The organism is Streptomyces sp. NPDC024687 (genome assembly GCF_055559055.1).
Map to the genome: position 1 here is coordinate 527,720 of NZ_JBVHLJ010000002.1, position 15,582 is coordinate 543,301.

Sequence of the window (15,582 nt, forward strand, 5' to 3'; positions counted from 1 at the left end):
GGGCGGCGCGGCGGCGCCCGGCAGATCTCGTCGTGAGTCACAACACCCCGGCCTCACGGGATGTTCCCAACCGTGGGCCGGGCCGTGCTGCGTCCCCGTGCGAGGGAGCCGGACGCAGAGATGCCCTGCACGGCTTCCTGGCGGTGGGTCAGGAGTTGTCCAGCGGCAGCCCGGGCGGGTTGACCTCCGACTTGGAGACGGCGTCGTGGGAGAGGTTCCACGCGGCGAGCCACTTGGCGTACTGACCGTTGTCGATCAGGTAGTTGATCGCGTCGGCGAGGGGCTTGGCGAGGCCGCTACCCTTCTTGGCGGTCGCGGCGATCAGGCCCTGGAGCGTCTCACCGGCACCGGAGTACTGGCCCGCGATGCGGGTCGCGTTGGGTGTGCTCGCGGTCTGGGTGACGTGGTAGGAGGAGTTGGGGCTGGGACCCAGGTAGGCGTCGATCTTGCCGCTGGCGAGGGCCAGGTAGATGCTGGGGCTGTCCTGGAAGTACTTGATGGTGAGCTTCTTGCCCTCCTTCTTCAGCTTGGCCTGCCACTCCAGCAGGATCCGCTCCTGGTTGGTGCCGGCTCCGACCGAGACCGTCTTGCCCGCGAGGGCCTCGTAGTCACCGTCGAAGGTCCACTTCGAGGTCTTGAGCGTCTCGAAGGCGAGATCGTCCTTGCGGTAGGAGGCGAACTCGTACTTCTGCTTGCGCTCCTCGGTGTCGGTGATGTTGGAGAAGCCGACGTTCACCTTGCCGCTGTCGATGCCGACGAAGAGGTTCTCCCAGGTGAACCGCTTGACCTCGGGCTTCAGGCCGAGGACGGCGGCGACCAGGCGGGCAAGGTCGCTCTCGGAGCCGGTGAGGGTCTTCTGGTCGCTGCCCACGAAGCCCAGCGGCGGGGAACCGGAGGGCAGGGTGCCGGAACCGATGACCAGCTTGCCGCTCTTCTTCACGGCGGCGGGCAGTTCGGCGCTGATGGACTTCACCTCGGCGACCTTGAGAGTGGTCTCCTTGGCGGCGCCGTTGGACAGGCGGCCCACGGTGACCGTGCCCGCGCTGTCGGTCGTCCTGGTGGCGGCGTCGCTGTCACCGCCGCAGGCGGCGAGCCCGCCCGCAAGGGTGGCGACGGTGGTCGCCGCGGTGATGCCGCGTATCAGGCTGCGTCGGGAGGGGTGAACGGGCATGGCTGTCCTTAGGAGTTGAGAGAGTTGAGAGAAACAGGCGGTGGGAAAAGGGGTTCAGAGGACCTTGCTCAGGAAGTCCCGGGTCCGTTCGTTGCGCGGCCGGTCGAGGACCTCGGAGGGCGGGCCCTGCTCGACGATGCGTCCGCCGTCGATGAAGACGACCCGGTCGGCGACCTCGCGGGCGAAGCCGATCTCGTGGGTGACGATGACGAGCGTGGTGCCGCTGGTCGCCAGGTCCTTGATGACGGCCAGGACCTCACCGACGAGTTCGGGATCGAGGGCGGAGGTCGGCTCGTCGAAGAGGATGACTCCCGGTCGCAGGGCGAGGGCGCGGGCGATGGCCACGCGCTGCTGCTGGCCTCCCGACAACTGCCGGGGGTATGCGCCGATTTTGTCACCGAGTCCGACCCTGCCGAGGAGTTCGCGGGCCAGTTCCTGCGCCTGCGCCCTGCCGAGCTTGCCGGTCGCCACCGGCGCGGCGGCCACGTTGTCGAGGACGGTCAGGTGCGGGAAGAGGTTGAAGTTCTGGAAGACGAACCCGATGCGGCTGCGCTGGGCCAGGATGGCGCGCTCGCTGAGCTCCTTCAGCCGGTCACCCTGCCGGCGGACGCCGATCAACTCGTCGTTGACGCTGACATAGCCGATCTCCGGCTTCTCCAGGTGGTTGATGACCCGCAGCAGGGTGGACTTCCCGGAGCCGGACGCGCCGAGGATCACGGTGACCTCGCCGGGCCGCACGGTCAGGTCGACGCCGTCCAGGACCCGGTGGGTGCCGTACCACTTGTGCACGCCGTGCACTTCGAGCGCGACGGGGGTGATGTCGGTGACGGTCATATCGCGGTCTCCCTGCGGACACGCGCCGTGAGGTCGGTGAGACCGGCGCGCAGTTTCTGGAGCGGGGTCGGCGGCAGGGAGCGGGTGGCGCCGCGGGCGTAGTACCGCTCGACATAGAACTGCACGACGGAGACGGCACTGGTCAGGATCAGGTACCAGACGGTGGCGACCAGCAGCAGCGGCACGATGTCTCCGGGGTAGGTGGAGCCCATGGACTGCACGCTGCCGAACAGGTCGAGCAGGGAGACGTAGAAGACCAGCGAGGTGCTCTTGATGAGGCCGATGAGCTGGTTGACGTAGTTCGGGGTGATCGAGCGCAGCGCCTGCGGGAAGACGATCATGCGGAACTGGTAGCCCTTCGGCAGACCGAGGGCCGAGGCCGCTTCGTGCTGGCCCTGGTCGACGGAGAGGATGCCGCCGCGGACCACCTCCGCGGCGTAGGCGGCCTCGTTGAGGCTGAGGCCGATCACCGCGATGACCATGTCGGTGGCGAGCCGGGACTCGTCGAAGGAGAAGAAGGCAGGACCGAAGGGGACGCCCACGCTCAGGGTCTTGTACAGGGCGCTGAAGTTGTAGAGGAACAGCAGCAGGACGATCAGCGGAATGGAGCGCAGAGCCCACACGTAGGTCCAGCTCACCGCCCGCAGCACCGGGCTCTTCGAGAGCCGGGCCAGGGCGAGCAGAATGCCGCCGAGCAGGCCCAGCACCGCACTGTAGGCGGCGACTTCCAGAGTGATGACCAGCCCGTCGAGGACGGTCGGCCGCAGGAACCAGTAGGCGAACCGGTCCCACTGGTAGAACGGGTTGGTCACCAGGCCGTGGACGAACTGGGCCGTCAGGACCAGGACGACGGCGGTGGCGATCCAGCGGCCCGGTCGCCGCAGCGGCAGAACTCGCTGCGCCGCGAGCGGCTTTGACGGGGTGTCGGGCTGCGGCGGTGCCTCGGTGACGGACACGGCAGCGCCTGGGGGTTCACTCATGAGGGGCTCCGGCGGAGTCGGGTTTCCCCTGGGGCACGGCGAACACGGCGTACTACGGCGGCAGTACGGGATGCTCGGGCACCGGGGGCTGGGCGGACGACGGCACACCGCGAACGCGGTGTTCGTCAGGAACGCGGGGGCTGCGGAGGCGGAACGTCAGCCCCGACAGCGGGCGCGGCCCGGTGCGGTACACAGTGCGCTGCTCACGCGGAGGAGATCGACGCTCCGGTCGGCCACGAGCACGTCCGTGTACGGCTGTACGCAGCCCGGGGAGCGGCGCGTGGCCGTCCTGGAGACTGCGTACATGTCCGTCACCGTGCTCTTCCGGCCCCTGGGGCCCTCGCGCTTACCGAAACGCCGTCCGGTCCGGTCGTCACCTGGGGCACCCCACCGCCGAGCGAGGGTTGCCGGTCAGCAAGCCAGGGCATGTCGCTGACACTCATGACCGTTCTGGGCCGTAGTTAAGACAAATGCCCGAACGAATGTCAATCGTGGTCCAACAGTTGGAACGGTCAGGACGTGCGGGCGCTGTGCGAGGCCCAGTCCAGAATCTGTACGGCGGCCCCTGCGGCCTCCAGGCCCCGGCAGTGGGCGTGGTGCCGGCGGGCGATGCCGTCGAGGTCGAGGTGGGTGCCGAAGGCCGGGTGGGCGGTCAGCCGGCGGGCGTAGGCCCACAGGGTGGGGTGGTCGGCGATGCGCTGGACCGCGGCGGCGTCGAGGTGGTCGCGGTGCACGGTGTCGAGTTGCACGAGCGTGACCCACAACTCGACGTCGGCCGCCGTGATGTGATCCCGGATCAGGTAGCTGCGGCCTTCCAGCCAGCGCTCCAACGAGCCCAAGGTGTCCAGCAGTTGCTCCAGCGCGGCGGTGCGGTCCGCGGCGGCGCCGCCCGCCGACCCGGCCTGCTGCGCGGCCTGCTCGACGGCCCTGCCCATCCGCTCCACGGCGTCGGTCTCCGACTCCGCTCCGCACGGGTACAGCGCCGGCCGGCCGCCGCCGAAGTGCCGGGCGAGGTCGCGGGTGATGTCGGCGGCGTGGGTGCTGACGATCCGCCCCGACCAGTCGTCGCTGAGCACCGGCGCGACGGCCGCGCCGGTGTACCGGTGCGCGCTGGCCTCGTACAGCGGGCGCAGCGCGGAGTGCCCCCCGTCCGGACAGTCGGGGACCGGGTCCAGGAAGGTCACGGGACAGACGTCGTCGAGGCCGAGCAGGCTGTGCACGACGGCGATGCGCAGGCCGTCGGCGCAGGCGGCGGCCAGGTGGAGCCGGTAGCGGCGCGGCACGGCGTAGTGCCCACTGCGCGCGTCCCGTCCGATCCTGCCCCGGAACGCGGGGGCCGGGTGGCCGGCGGGGACATGGGCGAGCGGTGTGACGGACATAGGTCTCCCCAGGGTGTCGGTGCGCAGACGTACGCGCGGCGGAAGCGTCGTCGGGCCGGAAGTGGGGGTCGGTACAGGGAGGGGCGGCGGGGCGGCGGGGCGGCTGCGGCCGGGCTCAGCCCAGGGCCCTGATCGCGCTGCAGACACGCAGCAGGTCGATGTGCCGGCGGGAGGTCAGGAGAGGCGAAGGCCGAGGTGTACGGCTCACTCGGCCGATGGCCGGTTCAAGGCGCCCCATGTTTCCCTACCTGTTCACTAGGATTCCCATGTGGAGTGTCGATCGGGCCGGGGCGCACGTCAAGAGGGCGTCCACGAGGTGGGCGAACGCGGGACCGCCGGAGCGCTCCTGGTCAGTGCGACTCGCGGCTGACCTCCGAGCCGCTGGAGCCGACGAGGAAGTCGAGGTCGGCGCCCTGGTCGGCCTGTTGGACGTGGTCGACGTACAGCCGCTCCCAGCCGCGCCTCGGGTTCGCGAAGCCCGCCACGGTGGCCGCGTTCGGGGTGCGGGCGGCGAGTTCGCCGGCGGGCACCTCCAGGTCGATGCGGCGGGCGGCGACGTCGAGGCTGATGACGTCGCCGGTCCGTACGAGAGCGAGCGGGCCGCCCGCCGCCGCCTCCGGGGCGACATGCAGCACGACGGTGCCGTACGCGGTGCCGCTCATCCGGCCGTCGCAGACGCGGACCATGTCCCGCACGCCCTGCTCCAGCAGCTTCGTGGGCAGCGGCATGTTGGCCACCTCGGGCATGCCCGGATAGCCCTTGGGTCCGCAGCCGCGCAGGACCAGGACGGAGTCGGCGTCGACGTCCAGGTCCGGGTCGTCGACGCGGGCGTGGAAGTCCTCGATGCTGTCGAAGACGACCGCCCGGCCCCGGTGGCGCAGCAGATGCGCCGAGGCCGCCGCGGGTTTGATCAGCGCCCCGTCGGGTGCGAGGCTGCCGCGCAGGACGGCGATGCCGCCCTCCTCGACGAGCGGCCGGGCCCGGGTCCTGATCACCTCGGGGTCCCAGATCGGGGCGTCGGTGAGGTGGTCCACCAGCGGCCTTCCGGTCACCGTCAGCGCGTCGGGGTCCAGCAGGTCGGCGACCTCGCGCAGCACGGCGAGCAGTCCGCCGGCCCGGTGGAGGTCCTCCATGAGGAAGCGCCCGGCGGGCTGGAGGTCCACCAGGACCGGGACCCGGGAGCCGATGCGGTCGAAGTCGTCCAGGGTCAGCTCGATGCCCAGCCGGCCCGCGATGGCGAGGAGATGGACGACGGCGTTGGTGGAGCCGCCGATCGCGGCCAGCGCCACGATCGCGTTGTGGAAGGACTCCTTGGTCAGGAAGGTGCTCGGACGGCGCTCGGCCGTCACGAGCTCCACCGCGAGGCGTCCGGTGCCATGCGCGGCCTCCAGCAGCCGGCTGTCCGGCGCGGGCGTTCCGGCCACCCCGGGGACGACCGTGCCCAGCGCCTCGGCGACCAGCGCCATCGTCGAGGCCGTACCCATGGTGTTGCAGTGCCCGCGGCTGCGGATCATCGACGACTCGGAGCGGGTGAACTGCTCCTGCGACAGGGTCCCGGCGCGGACCTCCTCCGACAGCCGCCACACGTCCGTGCCGCAGCCCAGCGGGGTGCCGCGGAAGGTGCCGGTGAGCATGGGGCCGCCTGGTACGACCACGGCGGGCAGGTCCACCGAGGCGGCGGCCATCAGCAGGGACGGGATCGTCTTGTCGCAGCCGCCCAGCAGGACCACTCCGTCGAGGGGGTTGGCCCGCAGCATCTCCTCGGTGGCCATCGCCGCCATGTTGCGCCAGAGCATCGCGGTGGGCCGCACGTTGGTCTCGCCCAGCGACACCACGGGCAGGTCGAGGGGGATGCCGCCCGCCTCGTACACACCGTCGCGCACGGATCCGGCCACCTCGTCCAGGTGCGCGTTGCAGGGCGTGAGGTCGGAGGCAGTGTTGGCTATGGCGATCTGGGGCCGGCCGGTGAACGCGTCGGCCGGGACGCCCCGGCGCATCCAGGCCCGGTGGATGTAGGGGTTGCGGTCCTGTCCCGCGTACCACTGCGCGCTGCGAAGGCCCATCGCTCGGCTCTTTCGGGTGATCGGTACGGCGGTCTACCATCCGGAACGCGATGCAGCTTACGCAGCCGTTCTCCGCTTCGACAGCCCCCGCCACGGACCGCGCCGAGGGCGACCGTCCCGTGGGACCCGACGACGCTGTCCGCCCGGTGCGGCGAGACGGCGTTCCCTGCCCCGTACGGCACCTCGTCCACGGTCCCCTGAAGGAGCCTCTGCGTTGAACCTCCCCTCCGCGGCGGGCCGGCCGATGCGGGCCTTCGTCCTCACGGCCCCCGGCGAGTTCGCGGTCCAGGAGGTGCCCGCGCCCGTCGCCGCTCCCGGTGAGGTCGTCGTCGACGTCGAGCGGGTCGGCGTGTGCGGTACCGATCTGGAGTTCTTCACGGGCGCCATGGCCTACCTCCACCAAGGGCACGCCGGCTATCCGATGCGGCTGGGCCACGAGTGGGCCGGCCGGGTGCGTGCGGTGGGTGCCGGGGTCGATCCGGGCTGGGTCGGGCGGCGGGTCATGGGCGACACCATGCTCGGCTGCGGGACCTGCCGCCGCTGCCGGCGGGGACGCGGGCATGTGTGCGAGAAGCGGGAGGAGGTGGGCATCCGGGGCGGCCGAGCCGGCGCCCTGGCCGAGCAACTCGCGGTACCCGCAGGCTCGTTGCACGTCCTGCCGGACTCCGTGGACCCGCAGCTCGGCGCGCTCGTCGAGCCCGGTGGCAACGCCCTGCGGGCCGCGCGGGCCACCGGTGCGGGGCCCGGCGACCGGGTCCTGGTGCTGGGGCCGGGCACCATCGGGCTGCTGGTCGCGCTGTTCGTGCGGGCCGCCGGGGCGGAGGTGCACCTGATGGGCGCCACCGAGGGCTCCCTCGCCTTCGCGCGCTCACTGGGCTTCCCGCACGCCTGGCGCGAGGACACGCTGCCGGACCTGCCGTTCGACGCGGTCGTCGACGCCACCAACGCGGTCCGTCTGCCCGCCCTGGCCCAGGAACTGGTCGAACCGGGCGGGCGGCTCGTGTACATCGGGCTGGCCGGCGAGCCCAGCCGGATCGACACCCGCACGCTCGTCCTGAAGGACGTGACGGCGGTGGGCGTCCTGTCGGCCTCCCCCGGGCTCGACGCCACCATCAGGGCGTACGCCGACAAGGTCATCGACCCGAGGCCGCTCGTGGCCGCCACCGTCGCACTGGACGCGATCGGCGCCGTACTCGCGGGCGGACGCCCACCCGGTGCCGGTCCCGGCCCGAAGATCCACGTCAATCCTGGCCTCGTCTGAGGCCGTCCCCGCAGCGGACGCACTCACGAACGGAGGCTGGTATTCCGCCGACGCGGTGATCAGACTCGGTCCGACAAGGACACCGTCGACATGCTCGGCGACCAGACATGCTCGACGAGACGAAGGATTCAGCCCCGTGAACTTCAAGGTGCAGCCCACCGCCCAGGTCGACGAGACGGCGGCGATCGGCGACGGGACGACCGTCTGGGATCTGGCCCAGATCCGCGAGGACGCCCGGCTGGGCAGCGGATGCATCGTGGGCCGGGGCGCCTACGTCGGCCCCGGGGTGCGCATCGGCGACAACGTGAAGCTCCAGAACTACGCGCTGGTCTACGAACCCGCCGTGCTCGGCAACGGGGTGTTCGTCGGCCCGGCAGCGGTCCTCACCAACGACTACTTCCCCAGGTCGGTGGACCCGGAGGGCAAGCTGAAGCGCGGCGACGACTGGCAGGCCGTGGCGGTCGAGGTGGCCGAGGGAGCGTCCCTCGGGGCCCGCTCGGTGTGTGTGGCACCGGTCCGCGTCGGCCGCTGGGCACTGGTCGCGGCGGGCGCCGTGGTGACCCGGGACGTGCCCGACCACGCGCTCGTGGCCGGCGTTCCGGCGCGCCGCATCGGCTGGGTGGGCCGGGCCGGCGTACGACTGGTCGAGCGGGAGGGCGAACCGGACGTGTGGGAGTGTCCCGAGACGGGTGCGCTGTACGACGAGAAGGACGGCGGACTCGTCGAGCGCGCATGACTCCTGTTTCCGCCAAATCGCAAATCTTCGAACATTCACCGGCATAACATGTGTGCGATCTGTGCAGACCAAGCACAATGGGCGCACGAACCAGTAGTGCCCAGGGGGGGGTTACCGGGTGGAAACACCTATGCCTGAAATCGGGATCGGCACCAGCTCCGACGTCTGACGTCCGCCTGCCTTCCACCGCCCGGCCGTCCGCGCCGCGGCGCTCACAAGTCTGCGCAAAAACAGGGGGGTTGGTGTGACCAACCGATGAGCATCACACGTCTGGCCGCGCTCGGCCAGGACGATCCGACGCTGCTCCCACTCGCCCGACGACTCCTCGCGGTCGCCGAGTCGGGGCTGCCGTCGATGCTGCTGCCCGGCGGTGAGGCCTTCGCCTTCACCATGGCCGGGCGGCAGACGGCCGCCGGTTCCTGGACGCTGGAGCGGCGCGGGACCAGCACCCGGTACGCGGCCATCACCGCACTCGGTGTCCGGTTCCTCCCGGAGGACCGCCAGCGCGCGGTCCTCGGCGGGCGCACTGCCGAGGAGTTCACGGGCCTGCTGATCGAGTCGCTGCCCGGCGTCACCAACCTCGGTGACGCGGCGCTCATCGCCTGGGCCGCCGCCGAGACCGGACACCCCAAGCTGTCCGACGCACTGGCCCGGGTCGACGACCTGGACGAGGAGGACCGGCCGCAGTACACCGTCGAGGCGGCCTGGGTGCTGTCCGCCCTGGCGGCCGCTCGCGACACGGTCGACGTGGAGAGACGTTTCTCCACAGCTCGCGACCGTCTGCTGCGGGCCCGCATCGGCGACAGCCCGCTCTTCCCGCACGCCACCGGGCCCGGCCTGGTGCCCTGGTACCGGGCTCATGTGGCCTGCTTCGCCGACCAGACGTATCCGCTCCAGGCCCTGGCCCGCGCCCACGCGAGCGACGGGGCCGGCGATCCCGAGGCGCTGGCCGCCTCCGAGGCGTGCGCCGCGCGCATCTGCGAACTCCAGGGCGACGGCGGGCAGTGGTGGTGGCACTACGACGCGCGCACCGGCCAGGTCATCGAGGGCTACCCGGTCTACAGCGTCCACCAGCACGCGATGGCGCCGACCGCGCTGTTCGACCTCACCGACGCCGGTGGCAGCGACTTCGGCGCGGCCATCCGCAAGGGCCTGCGCTGGATGACGGAGGTGCCCGAACTGGCCGGACACCCCGAGCCGATGATCCTCGACGAGCTCGGCGTGACCTGGCGCAAGGTCTACCGGGGCGACCCGAAGAAGGCCGTACGCGCCGCCCGGGGACTGTCCACCCGCATCGCTCCGGGCCTGCGCCTGAAGACCCTGGACCGGGTGTACCGCCCGCTCTCCGTGGACCGCGAATGCCGGCCGTACGAGTTCGGCTGGATGCTCTACGCCTGGTACGGGGGACGAATATGAGCGAGCGCCAGACCCTGTTCGGGGTCGAACTGGACCCGCTGACCATGGACGAGACCGTCGAGCGCTGCCTCGCGGCGGTGCGGGACGGCAGACAGCTGGAGATCGGCGTGGTCAACGCCGCCAAGCTGGTGAACATGCGGCGCGACCCCCGGCTCGCCGAGGCCGTGTCCGGCTGCGATCTGGTCCTCGCCGACGGCCAGGCCGTGGTGTGGGCCGGGAAGGTCCTGCGCGCCCCGCTGCCCGAGCGGGTGGCCGGTATCGACCTGTTCCTGCGGCTGCTGGCCGAGGCCGAGTCGGCGGGCATCTCCGTGTACTTCCTGGGCGCCAAGGAGGAGGTGCTGGAGGAGATGCTGCGCCGGGTGGCCGACCGCTTCCCGGCGCTGAAGGTCGCCGGCAGCCGCAACGGCTACTTCGACGACTCCCAGCAGGAAGCCGTCGCGGGCGACATCGCACAGAGCGGCGCCCAGATGCTCTTCCTCGGTATGACCTCGCCGAAGAAGGAGATCTTCACCGCCGCGTACGGCGCGCAGACCGGTGCCCGGGTGGTGCACGGGGTCGGCGGCTCCTTCGACATCCTCGCCGGGGTCACCAAGCGGGCCCCCGCGGCCTGGCAGCGGTTCGGTGTCGAGTGGCTCTACCGCGCGCTCCAGGAGCCGCGCCGGCTGGGCGGGCGCTACGTCACCACCAACACCGCCTTCCTTCTCATGACGGCACGGGAGTTCATCCGGCTCATCCCGCAGGCCGCTCCCGCGAACAGGAGTCATTGATGCGTGTCGTCGTGGTTGGACAGGGATACGTCGGCCTGCCGCTGGCCATCCGGGCCGCCGAGGTCGGCCACGAGGTGATCGGCTACGACGTCGACTCCCGCCGGGTCAAGAGCCTCGCCGCCGGTGAGTCCTTCGTCGAGGACGTCACCTCCGAGCGGATCCGCGCGGCGCTGGACAGCGGTGCCTACCGGCCGAGCGAGTCGGCCAAGGACTGCGGCGGTTTCGACGTCGCCGTCGTCACCGTGCCCACCCCGCTGCACGAGGGCACGCCCGACCTGCGGTACATCCGCGAGTCGGCCATCACCCTGGCCCGGTATCTGAGACCCGGGGCGACCGTCGTCCTGGAGTCGACCACCTACCCCGGTACGACCCAGGAGATGTTCGCCCCGATCCTGGAGGACGGCTCGGGGCTGACCGCGGGCACCGACTTCCAGCTCGGCTACAGCCCGGAGCGGATCGACCCCGGGAACACGGTGTGGGGCTTCAAGGAGACCCCGAAGGTCGTGTCGGGCGTCGACGAGGCCTCGCTCAAGGCCGTCCAGGACTTCTACGACGAACTCGTCGACACCACGGTGCCGGTGGGCTCGCCGAAGGAGGCCGAGCTCGCCAAGCTCCTGGAGAACACCTTCCGGCATGTGAACATCGCGCTGGTCAACGAGATCGCGATGTTCGCCCACCACCTGGACATCGACGTCTGGCAGTCCATCGACGCGGCCTCCACCAAGCCCTTCGGCTTCATGCGGTTCACGCCCGGCCCGGGCGTCGGCGGCCACTGCCTGCCGATCGACCCCTCGTACCTGTCCTGGCGGGTGCAGCGCGAACTCGGCCAGAGCTTCCGATTCGTGGAGCTGGCCAACGACATCAACAACCACATGCCCGAGTACGTGACGCGCCGCATCAGCGACCTGTTCAACGAGCGCCGGCGCTCGGTCAACGGCTCGCGCATCCTGCTGCTCGGCCTGGCGTACAAGAAGAACACCGGCGACGCGCGTGAGTCGCCCGCCCTGCGCATCTCGCAGCTGCTGCTCGACATGGGCGCCCAGGTCAGGGCGGCGGACCCGCACGTCGTCGAGAGCCTGCCGGTGGACACCCGGCTGGTGCGGGTCGAACCGACGCCCGAGGAGTTGGAGTCCGCCGACGTGGTGGTCCTGCTCACCGATCACGACGCCTTCGACTACGACCTCGTCGCCGCGCACGCCCCCTTCGTCCTCGACTGCAGGCGTCGGCTGCCGTCCGGACCCACGATCGAGGTGCTCTGAACCATGCCGCGCATCGTCTGCGTCGCCGGGGCCCGCCCCAACTACATGAAGATCAAACCGGTGATGGACGCCCTGGAGAGCCGGGGCGCCGAGGTGATCCTCGTCCACACCGGACAGCACTACGACCCGGCCATGAACGACGTGTTCTTCGCCGATCTCGGCATCCGCCCGCCCGACCGCTTCCTCGGGGTCGGTTCGGGCAGCCACGCCGAGCAGACCGGACGCGTGATGACCGCGTTCGAGCCACTGCTCACCGAACTCGCCCCGGACATCGTCGTCGTGGTCGGCGACATCAACTCCACCCTGGCCTGCGCCCTGGTCACCGCGAAGGCCGGGCCGCTGCTCGCCCATGTCGAGTCCGGGCTGCGCAGCCGGGACTGGAGCATGCCGGAGGAGGTCAACCGGGTCGCCACCGACCGGGTCAGCGACTATCTGCTGGCCCCCTCCCCCGACGCCGCCGACAACCTGCGCACCGAGGGGTACCGGGACGACCAGATCCACCTGGTCGGCAACGTCATGATCGACACGCTCCTCGCCAACCTGGAGCGGGCCAGGGCCTCGGACGTCCTGGACCGGCACGGCCTGACCAGGGGCGAGTTCGGGCTGGTCACCCTGCACCGCCCGGCCAACGTGGACGACCCCGAGGTTCTCGCCGGGCTGCTCAAGGCGCTCGGCGAGATCGCCGGCCGGCTGCCGTTGCTGCTGCCCGTGCATCCGCGCGCGGCCGGCCGGCTGGCCGAGCTCGGCGTACCCGGTGGCATCCGACTGGTGCCGCCCGCCGGGTACCTGGACTTCATCGCCCTCCAGGACGCCGCGCGTGTCGTCCTGACCGACTCGGGCGGCATCCAGGAGGAGACGACTGCTCTCGGCGTGCCGTGCGTGACCCTGCGGGACAACACCGAGCGGCCCATCACCGTCGACCAGGGCACCAATGTGCTGGCCGGCCGGGACCCGGCCCGGATCGTGTCCGTCGTGAACCAGGTGCTCGACGCGCCTCCCGCACCGCGTCGGCCGGAACTGTGGGACGGCCACGCCAGTGACCGGATCGCCGAGGTCCTGCTGGAGGGAGGCACGGCGCACACCCGACCGAGGCCCACCGATCGAACGTTCCCCATATGATCCGCTTGCAACATATGCTCGTCGAACGTTTGGGCGCGAGGGGGGACCACCATGGATCTCGCTGAGATCTTCCGGGTGATGCGCAGGCGCTGGTACGTCCTGCTGCCAGGGCTGCTGCTGACCATCGGCCTGACCGTCGCCGTGGCCATCACGGTCCCGGTCACCTATCAGTCGCAGAGCACGGTGGTCCTGCTGAACTCCGAGAAGGCCACCAAGGCCTACGACGGCAACCCCTTCCTCAGCACCCAGACCTCGCTGACCGGCATGGCCGACAGCCTGGCCCGCAACCTCAACTCCGACGTCTCCCTGCGGCAGCTCAAGTCCCGGGGCGCCACCGGCACGTTCGAGGCCAAGCTCGCCGACAACGCGCAGGGGCCGCTCATGTGGCTCACGGTGACCGGCACGGACAAGGAGGCCGTCCTGAAGTCGGACCGCCTCCTGACCGAGTACGCGAACGAGCGGCTGCTGGAGTTCCAGAAGCAGCAGTCGGTCACCGAGAACGCCAGGATCCGGATGATGACGATCGTGGCCCCGCAGAACCCGGCCGCGCAGACCAAGACCCGGCTCGAGTACATGGTCATGGCGGGCGGTCTGGGGCTGGTCCTGAGCCTGGTCGCCACCTTCTACGTGGAGGCGCGCCGACGCCCCCGTCCGCCGGCGGCACCGCAGGAGGAGCCCGCGCAGCCGGTCGCCGACCCGGAGCCGGCGCCCGAGGCGGCGGAATCGGTCGCCGAGCAGACCATGGCCCTGCGGACGCCGCCCAGTTGGTCGCGGTCCGCCGAGAAGAGGCGCGCCGACGGGCCGCGGGCCGGGCGGTCCGTCATGACCGTGGCCCCCGCAGCCGAGGCGCTCGACGAGGAGCCGACACATGGACAGCGTTCGCACACCGGACAGCGAGAGAGCTGATACGGGCGAGGGCCCGTCGTCTCCCGCCCCTGCCTCCCTCGGCAGCAAGGTCCGTTCCGCGGCCCGCTGGAGCCTGATCAACACCTTGGTCATGCGCCTCGGCAACTTCGCCACCGGCATCCTGCTGGCGCGGTTCGCGCTCGGGCCCGCGGAGTGGGGCGTCTACGGCATCGCCCAGACCGTGCTGCTGGTCCTGCTCTCCGCGAACGAACTGGGCGTGAGCCTCGCCATCATCCGCTGGGAGGGCGACCCGCGCCGCTTCGCGCCGACCGTGCTGACCCTGAGCGTCCTGTCCAGCGGCCTGCTGTACATCGCCCTGTTCGTCTCGGCGCCCGCGGTGGCGGGGCTGCTCGGCTCGCCCGACGCCTCGGGCGTCCTCAGGGTGATGTGCCTGTGCCTGGTGATCGACGCGGTGGCGCACGTGCCCGCCGGCATCCTGACCCGGGAGTTCGCGCAGGGCAGGCGGATGGTCATCGACGCGCTCAACTTCGTCCTCAGCACCGCCGTGACCCTGCTGCTGGCCTTCCACGGCTGGGGCGCGATGAGCTTCGCCTGCGGCGCGGTCGTGGGCAACGTGGCCGCGCTCGTCGGCTGCGCGATCGCCGTCCCCGGAACCCTGCGGTTCGGCTGGGACCGCGAACAGGCCCGCGCTCTGCTGAAGTTCGGGCTGCCGCTGGCCGGCGCGAGCATGCTCGCCCTGGCCGTCGTCAACGTGGACACGATGGTCGTGGGCTCCTCCCTCGGCCAGATCTCGCTCGGTTTCTACGTCCTGGCGTTCAACATGTCCGGCTGGCCGGTCCGCGTCATCTCCGAGGCGGCCCGCAGGGTCTCCTTCGCGGGCTTCTCCCGCCTGGCCGACTCCCCGCAGGCCCTGGCGCAGGGCTTCAGCCGCGCCCTGGGCGTCCTGGTCACCGGCACCGTGCCGCTGTGCGTCCTGCTGGGCGGCCTCGCGGCCCCGGTCATCCACCTCGTCTACGGCGGCAAGTGGCTGCCCGCCGCCGAGGCGCTGCCGTGGCTGATGGCCCTGGGCCTGATCCGCATCGTCTGTGAACTGGCCTACGACTGTCTCGTCGCGGTCGGTCGGCGCCGCTCGCTCATCCTCGTCCAGGGCCTGTGGGTCGCCGCCCTGATCCCGGTCCTGATCGTCGGCTCCCGTATGAACGGCATCGTCGGTGTCTCCCAGGGCCATGTCCTGGTAGGCGCCGGTCTGGTGGTCCCCGTGTTCCTCTACGCGCTCGCCCGCGCCGGGATCGGCCTCGGCCCCGTCGCGCGGGCCTGTGCCTGGCCGTTCCTCGGGGGCGCGGCGATGATCCTGGTCCTCCTCGGCGCCAAGCGGCTGCTGGGCGACGGCACCCTGGCCCTGTTCGCCGTCGCCGCGACCGCCCTGGCCTGCTACATGGTGTGTGTGCTGCCCAGCCGCCGCTTCCTGCTCGGCTCCCGGACCCCGGAGACCGCATGACGACGCTCCACCGACTCCTCGTCGGCCTGGCGCTTCTCCTGACGGCCGCCCGCTCCTCCGGAGGCGAAAGGGCCCACCGCGCCGAGCCCACACCCACGCGAACGCCCCGGACCGCCACCGACCCCACACGCGTGCGTGCTGCCCAGCCGCCGCTTCCTGCTCGGCTCCCGGACCCCGGAGACCGCATGACGACGCTCCACCGACTCCTCGTCGGCCTGGCGCTTCTCCTGAC

At 71.2% G+C, this 15,582-nt stretch carries 15 protein-coding genes and 1 riboswitch; of the genes, 9 read left to right on the forward strand and 6 right to left on the reverse strand.

Annotated elements, in window-relative coordinates:
* Positions 1 to 148 precede the first annotated feature (148 nt).
* The 6 genes from ACZ39I_RS08815 to ACZ39I_RS08840 all read right to left on the reverse strand — a co-directional run bounded on the left by ACZ39I_RS08815 (position 149) and on the right by ACZ39I_RS08840 (position 6,427).
* Positions 149 to 1,171, reverse strand: coding sequence for a transporter substrate-binding domain-containing protein (locus tag ACZ39I_RS08815; protein WP_393597735.1), 1,023 nt, complete (start codon positions 1,169 to 1,171; stop codon positions 149 to 151).
* Between the two features lie 54 nt (positions 1,172 to 1,225).
* On the reverse strand, positions 1,226 to 2,005 hold the full coding sequence (locus tag ACZ39I_RS08820; RefSeq protein ID WP_467243744.1) for an amino acid ABC transporter ATP-binding protein: 780 nt from the start codon (positions 2,003 to 2,005) through the stop codon (positions 1,226 to 1,228).
* Positions 2,002 to 2,985, reverse strand: a complete 984-nt coding sequence (locus ACZ39I_RS08825) for an amino acid ABC transporter permease (RefSeq protein ID WP_467243745.1) — start codon at positions 2,983 to 2,985, stop codon at positions 2,002 to 2,004. Before ACZ39I_RS08825 ends, ACZ39I_RS08820 begins: the two co-directional genes overlap by 4 nt.
* Positions 2,986 to 3,322: 337 nt before the next feature.
* A riboswitch (SAM riboswitch) is annotated at positions 3,323 to 3,432 on the reverse strand.
* Between the two features lie 65 nt (positions 3,433 to 3,497).
* Positions 3,498 to 4,364 carry a glutathione S-transferase C-terminal domain-containing protein gene (locus ACZ39I_RS08830; RefSeq protein WP_467243746.1) on the reverse strand — a complete coding sequence of 289 codons (867 nt, stop codon included), beginning with the start codon at positions 4,362 to 4,364 and terminating at the stop codon, positions 3,498 to 3,500.
* A 115-nt stretch (positions 4,365 to 4,479) separates the two neighbouring features.
* Positions 4,480 to 4,602: a putative leader peptide gene (locus ACZ39I_RS08835; protein WP_352380456.1), complete on the reverse strand. Its 123-nt coding sequence runs from the start codon at positions 4,600 to 4,602 to the stop codon at positions 4,480 to 4,482.
* A 112-nt stretch (positions 4,603 to 4,714) separates the two neighbouring features.
* Entirely contained in the window at positions 4,715 to 6,427 is a 1,713-nt protein-coding gene (locus tag ACZ39I_RS08840; protein ID WP_467243747.1) for an IlvD/Edd family dehydratase, read from the reverse strand.
* 244 nt (positions 6,428 to 6,671) lie between these two features.
* Here ACZ39I_RS08840 and ACZ39I_RS08845 point away from each other — a divergent pair, with 244 nt between their 5' ends.
* The 9 genes from ACZ39I_RS08845 to ACZ39I_RS08885 form a co-directional block, all read left to right on the forward strand.
* A complete protein-coding gene (locus tag ACZ39I_RS08845) occupies positions 6,672 to 7,688 on the forward strand; it encodes a zinc-dependent alcohol dehydrogenase (protein WP_467244364.1) in 1,017 nt (338 codons plus the stop codon).
* Between the two features lie 136 nt (positions 7,689 to 7,824).
* Positions 7,825 to 8,424 carry an acyltransferase gene (locus tag ACZ39I_RS08850; RefSeq protein WP_467243748.1) on the forward strand — a complete coding sequence of 200 codons (600 nt, stop codon included), beginning with the start codon at positions 7,825 to 7,827 and terminating at the stop codon, positions 8,422 to 8,424.
* Between the two features lie 255 nt (positions 8,425 to 8,679).
* Positions 8,680 to 9,840 (forward strand): hypothetical protein, encoded by a 1,161-nt coding sequence (locus ACZ39I_RS08855; protein ID WP_467243749.1) that lies wholly within the window; start codon positions 8,680 to 8,682, stop codon positions 9,838 to 9,840.
* Positions 9,837 to 10,607, forward strand: a complete 771-nt coding sequence (locus ACZ39I_RS08860; protein WP_467243750.1) for a WecB/TagA/CpsF family glycosyltransferase — start codon at positions 9,837 to 9,839, stop codon at positions 10,605 to 10,607. The genes ACZ39I_RS08855 and ACZ39I_RS08860 overlap by 4 nt, the downstream gene beginning before the upstream one ends.
* Entirely contained in the window at positions 10,607 to 11,866 is a 1,260-nt protein-coding gene (locus tag ACZ39I_RS08865; protein WP_467243751.1) for a nucleotide sugar dehydrogenase, read from the forward strand. Before ACZ39I_RS08860 ends, ACZ39I_RS08865 begins: the two co-directional genes overlap by 1 nt.
* 3 nt (positions 11,867 to 11,869) lie before the next feature.
* Positions 11,870 to 12,985 (forward strand): non-hydrolyzing UDP-N-acetylglucosamine 2-epimerase, encoded by a 1,116-nt coding sequence (gene wecB / locus ACZ39I_RS08870; protein ID WP_467243752.1) that lies wholly within the window; start codon positions 11,870 to 11,872, stop codon positions 12,983 to 12,985.
* Between the two features lie 51 nt (positions 12,986 to 13,036).
* Positions 13,037 to 13,891: a Wzz/FepE/Etk N-terminal domain-containing protein gene (locus ACZ39I_RS08875; RefSeq protein WP_467243753.1), complete on the forward strand. Its 855-nt coding sequence runs from the start codon at positions 13,037 to 13,039 to the stop codon at positions 13,889 to 13,891.
* On the forward strand, positions 13,854 to 15,350 hold the full coding sequence (locus ACZ39I_RS08880) for an oligosaccharide flippase family protein (protein WP_467243754.1): 1,497 nt from the start codon (positions 13,854 to 13,856) through the stop codon (positions 15,348 to 15,350). Before ACZ39I_RS08875 ends, ACZ39I_RS08880 begins: the two co-directional genes overlap by 38 nt.
* A partial coding sequence (locus tag ACZ39I_RS08885) for a hypothetical protein (protein WP_467243755.1) occupies positions 15,347 to 15,582 on the forward strand: 236 nt, incomplete at its 3' end. The genes ACZ39I_RS08880 and ACZ39I_RS08885, both read left to right, overlap by 4 nt.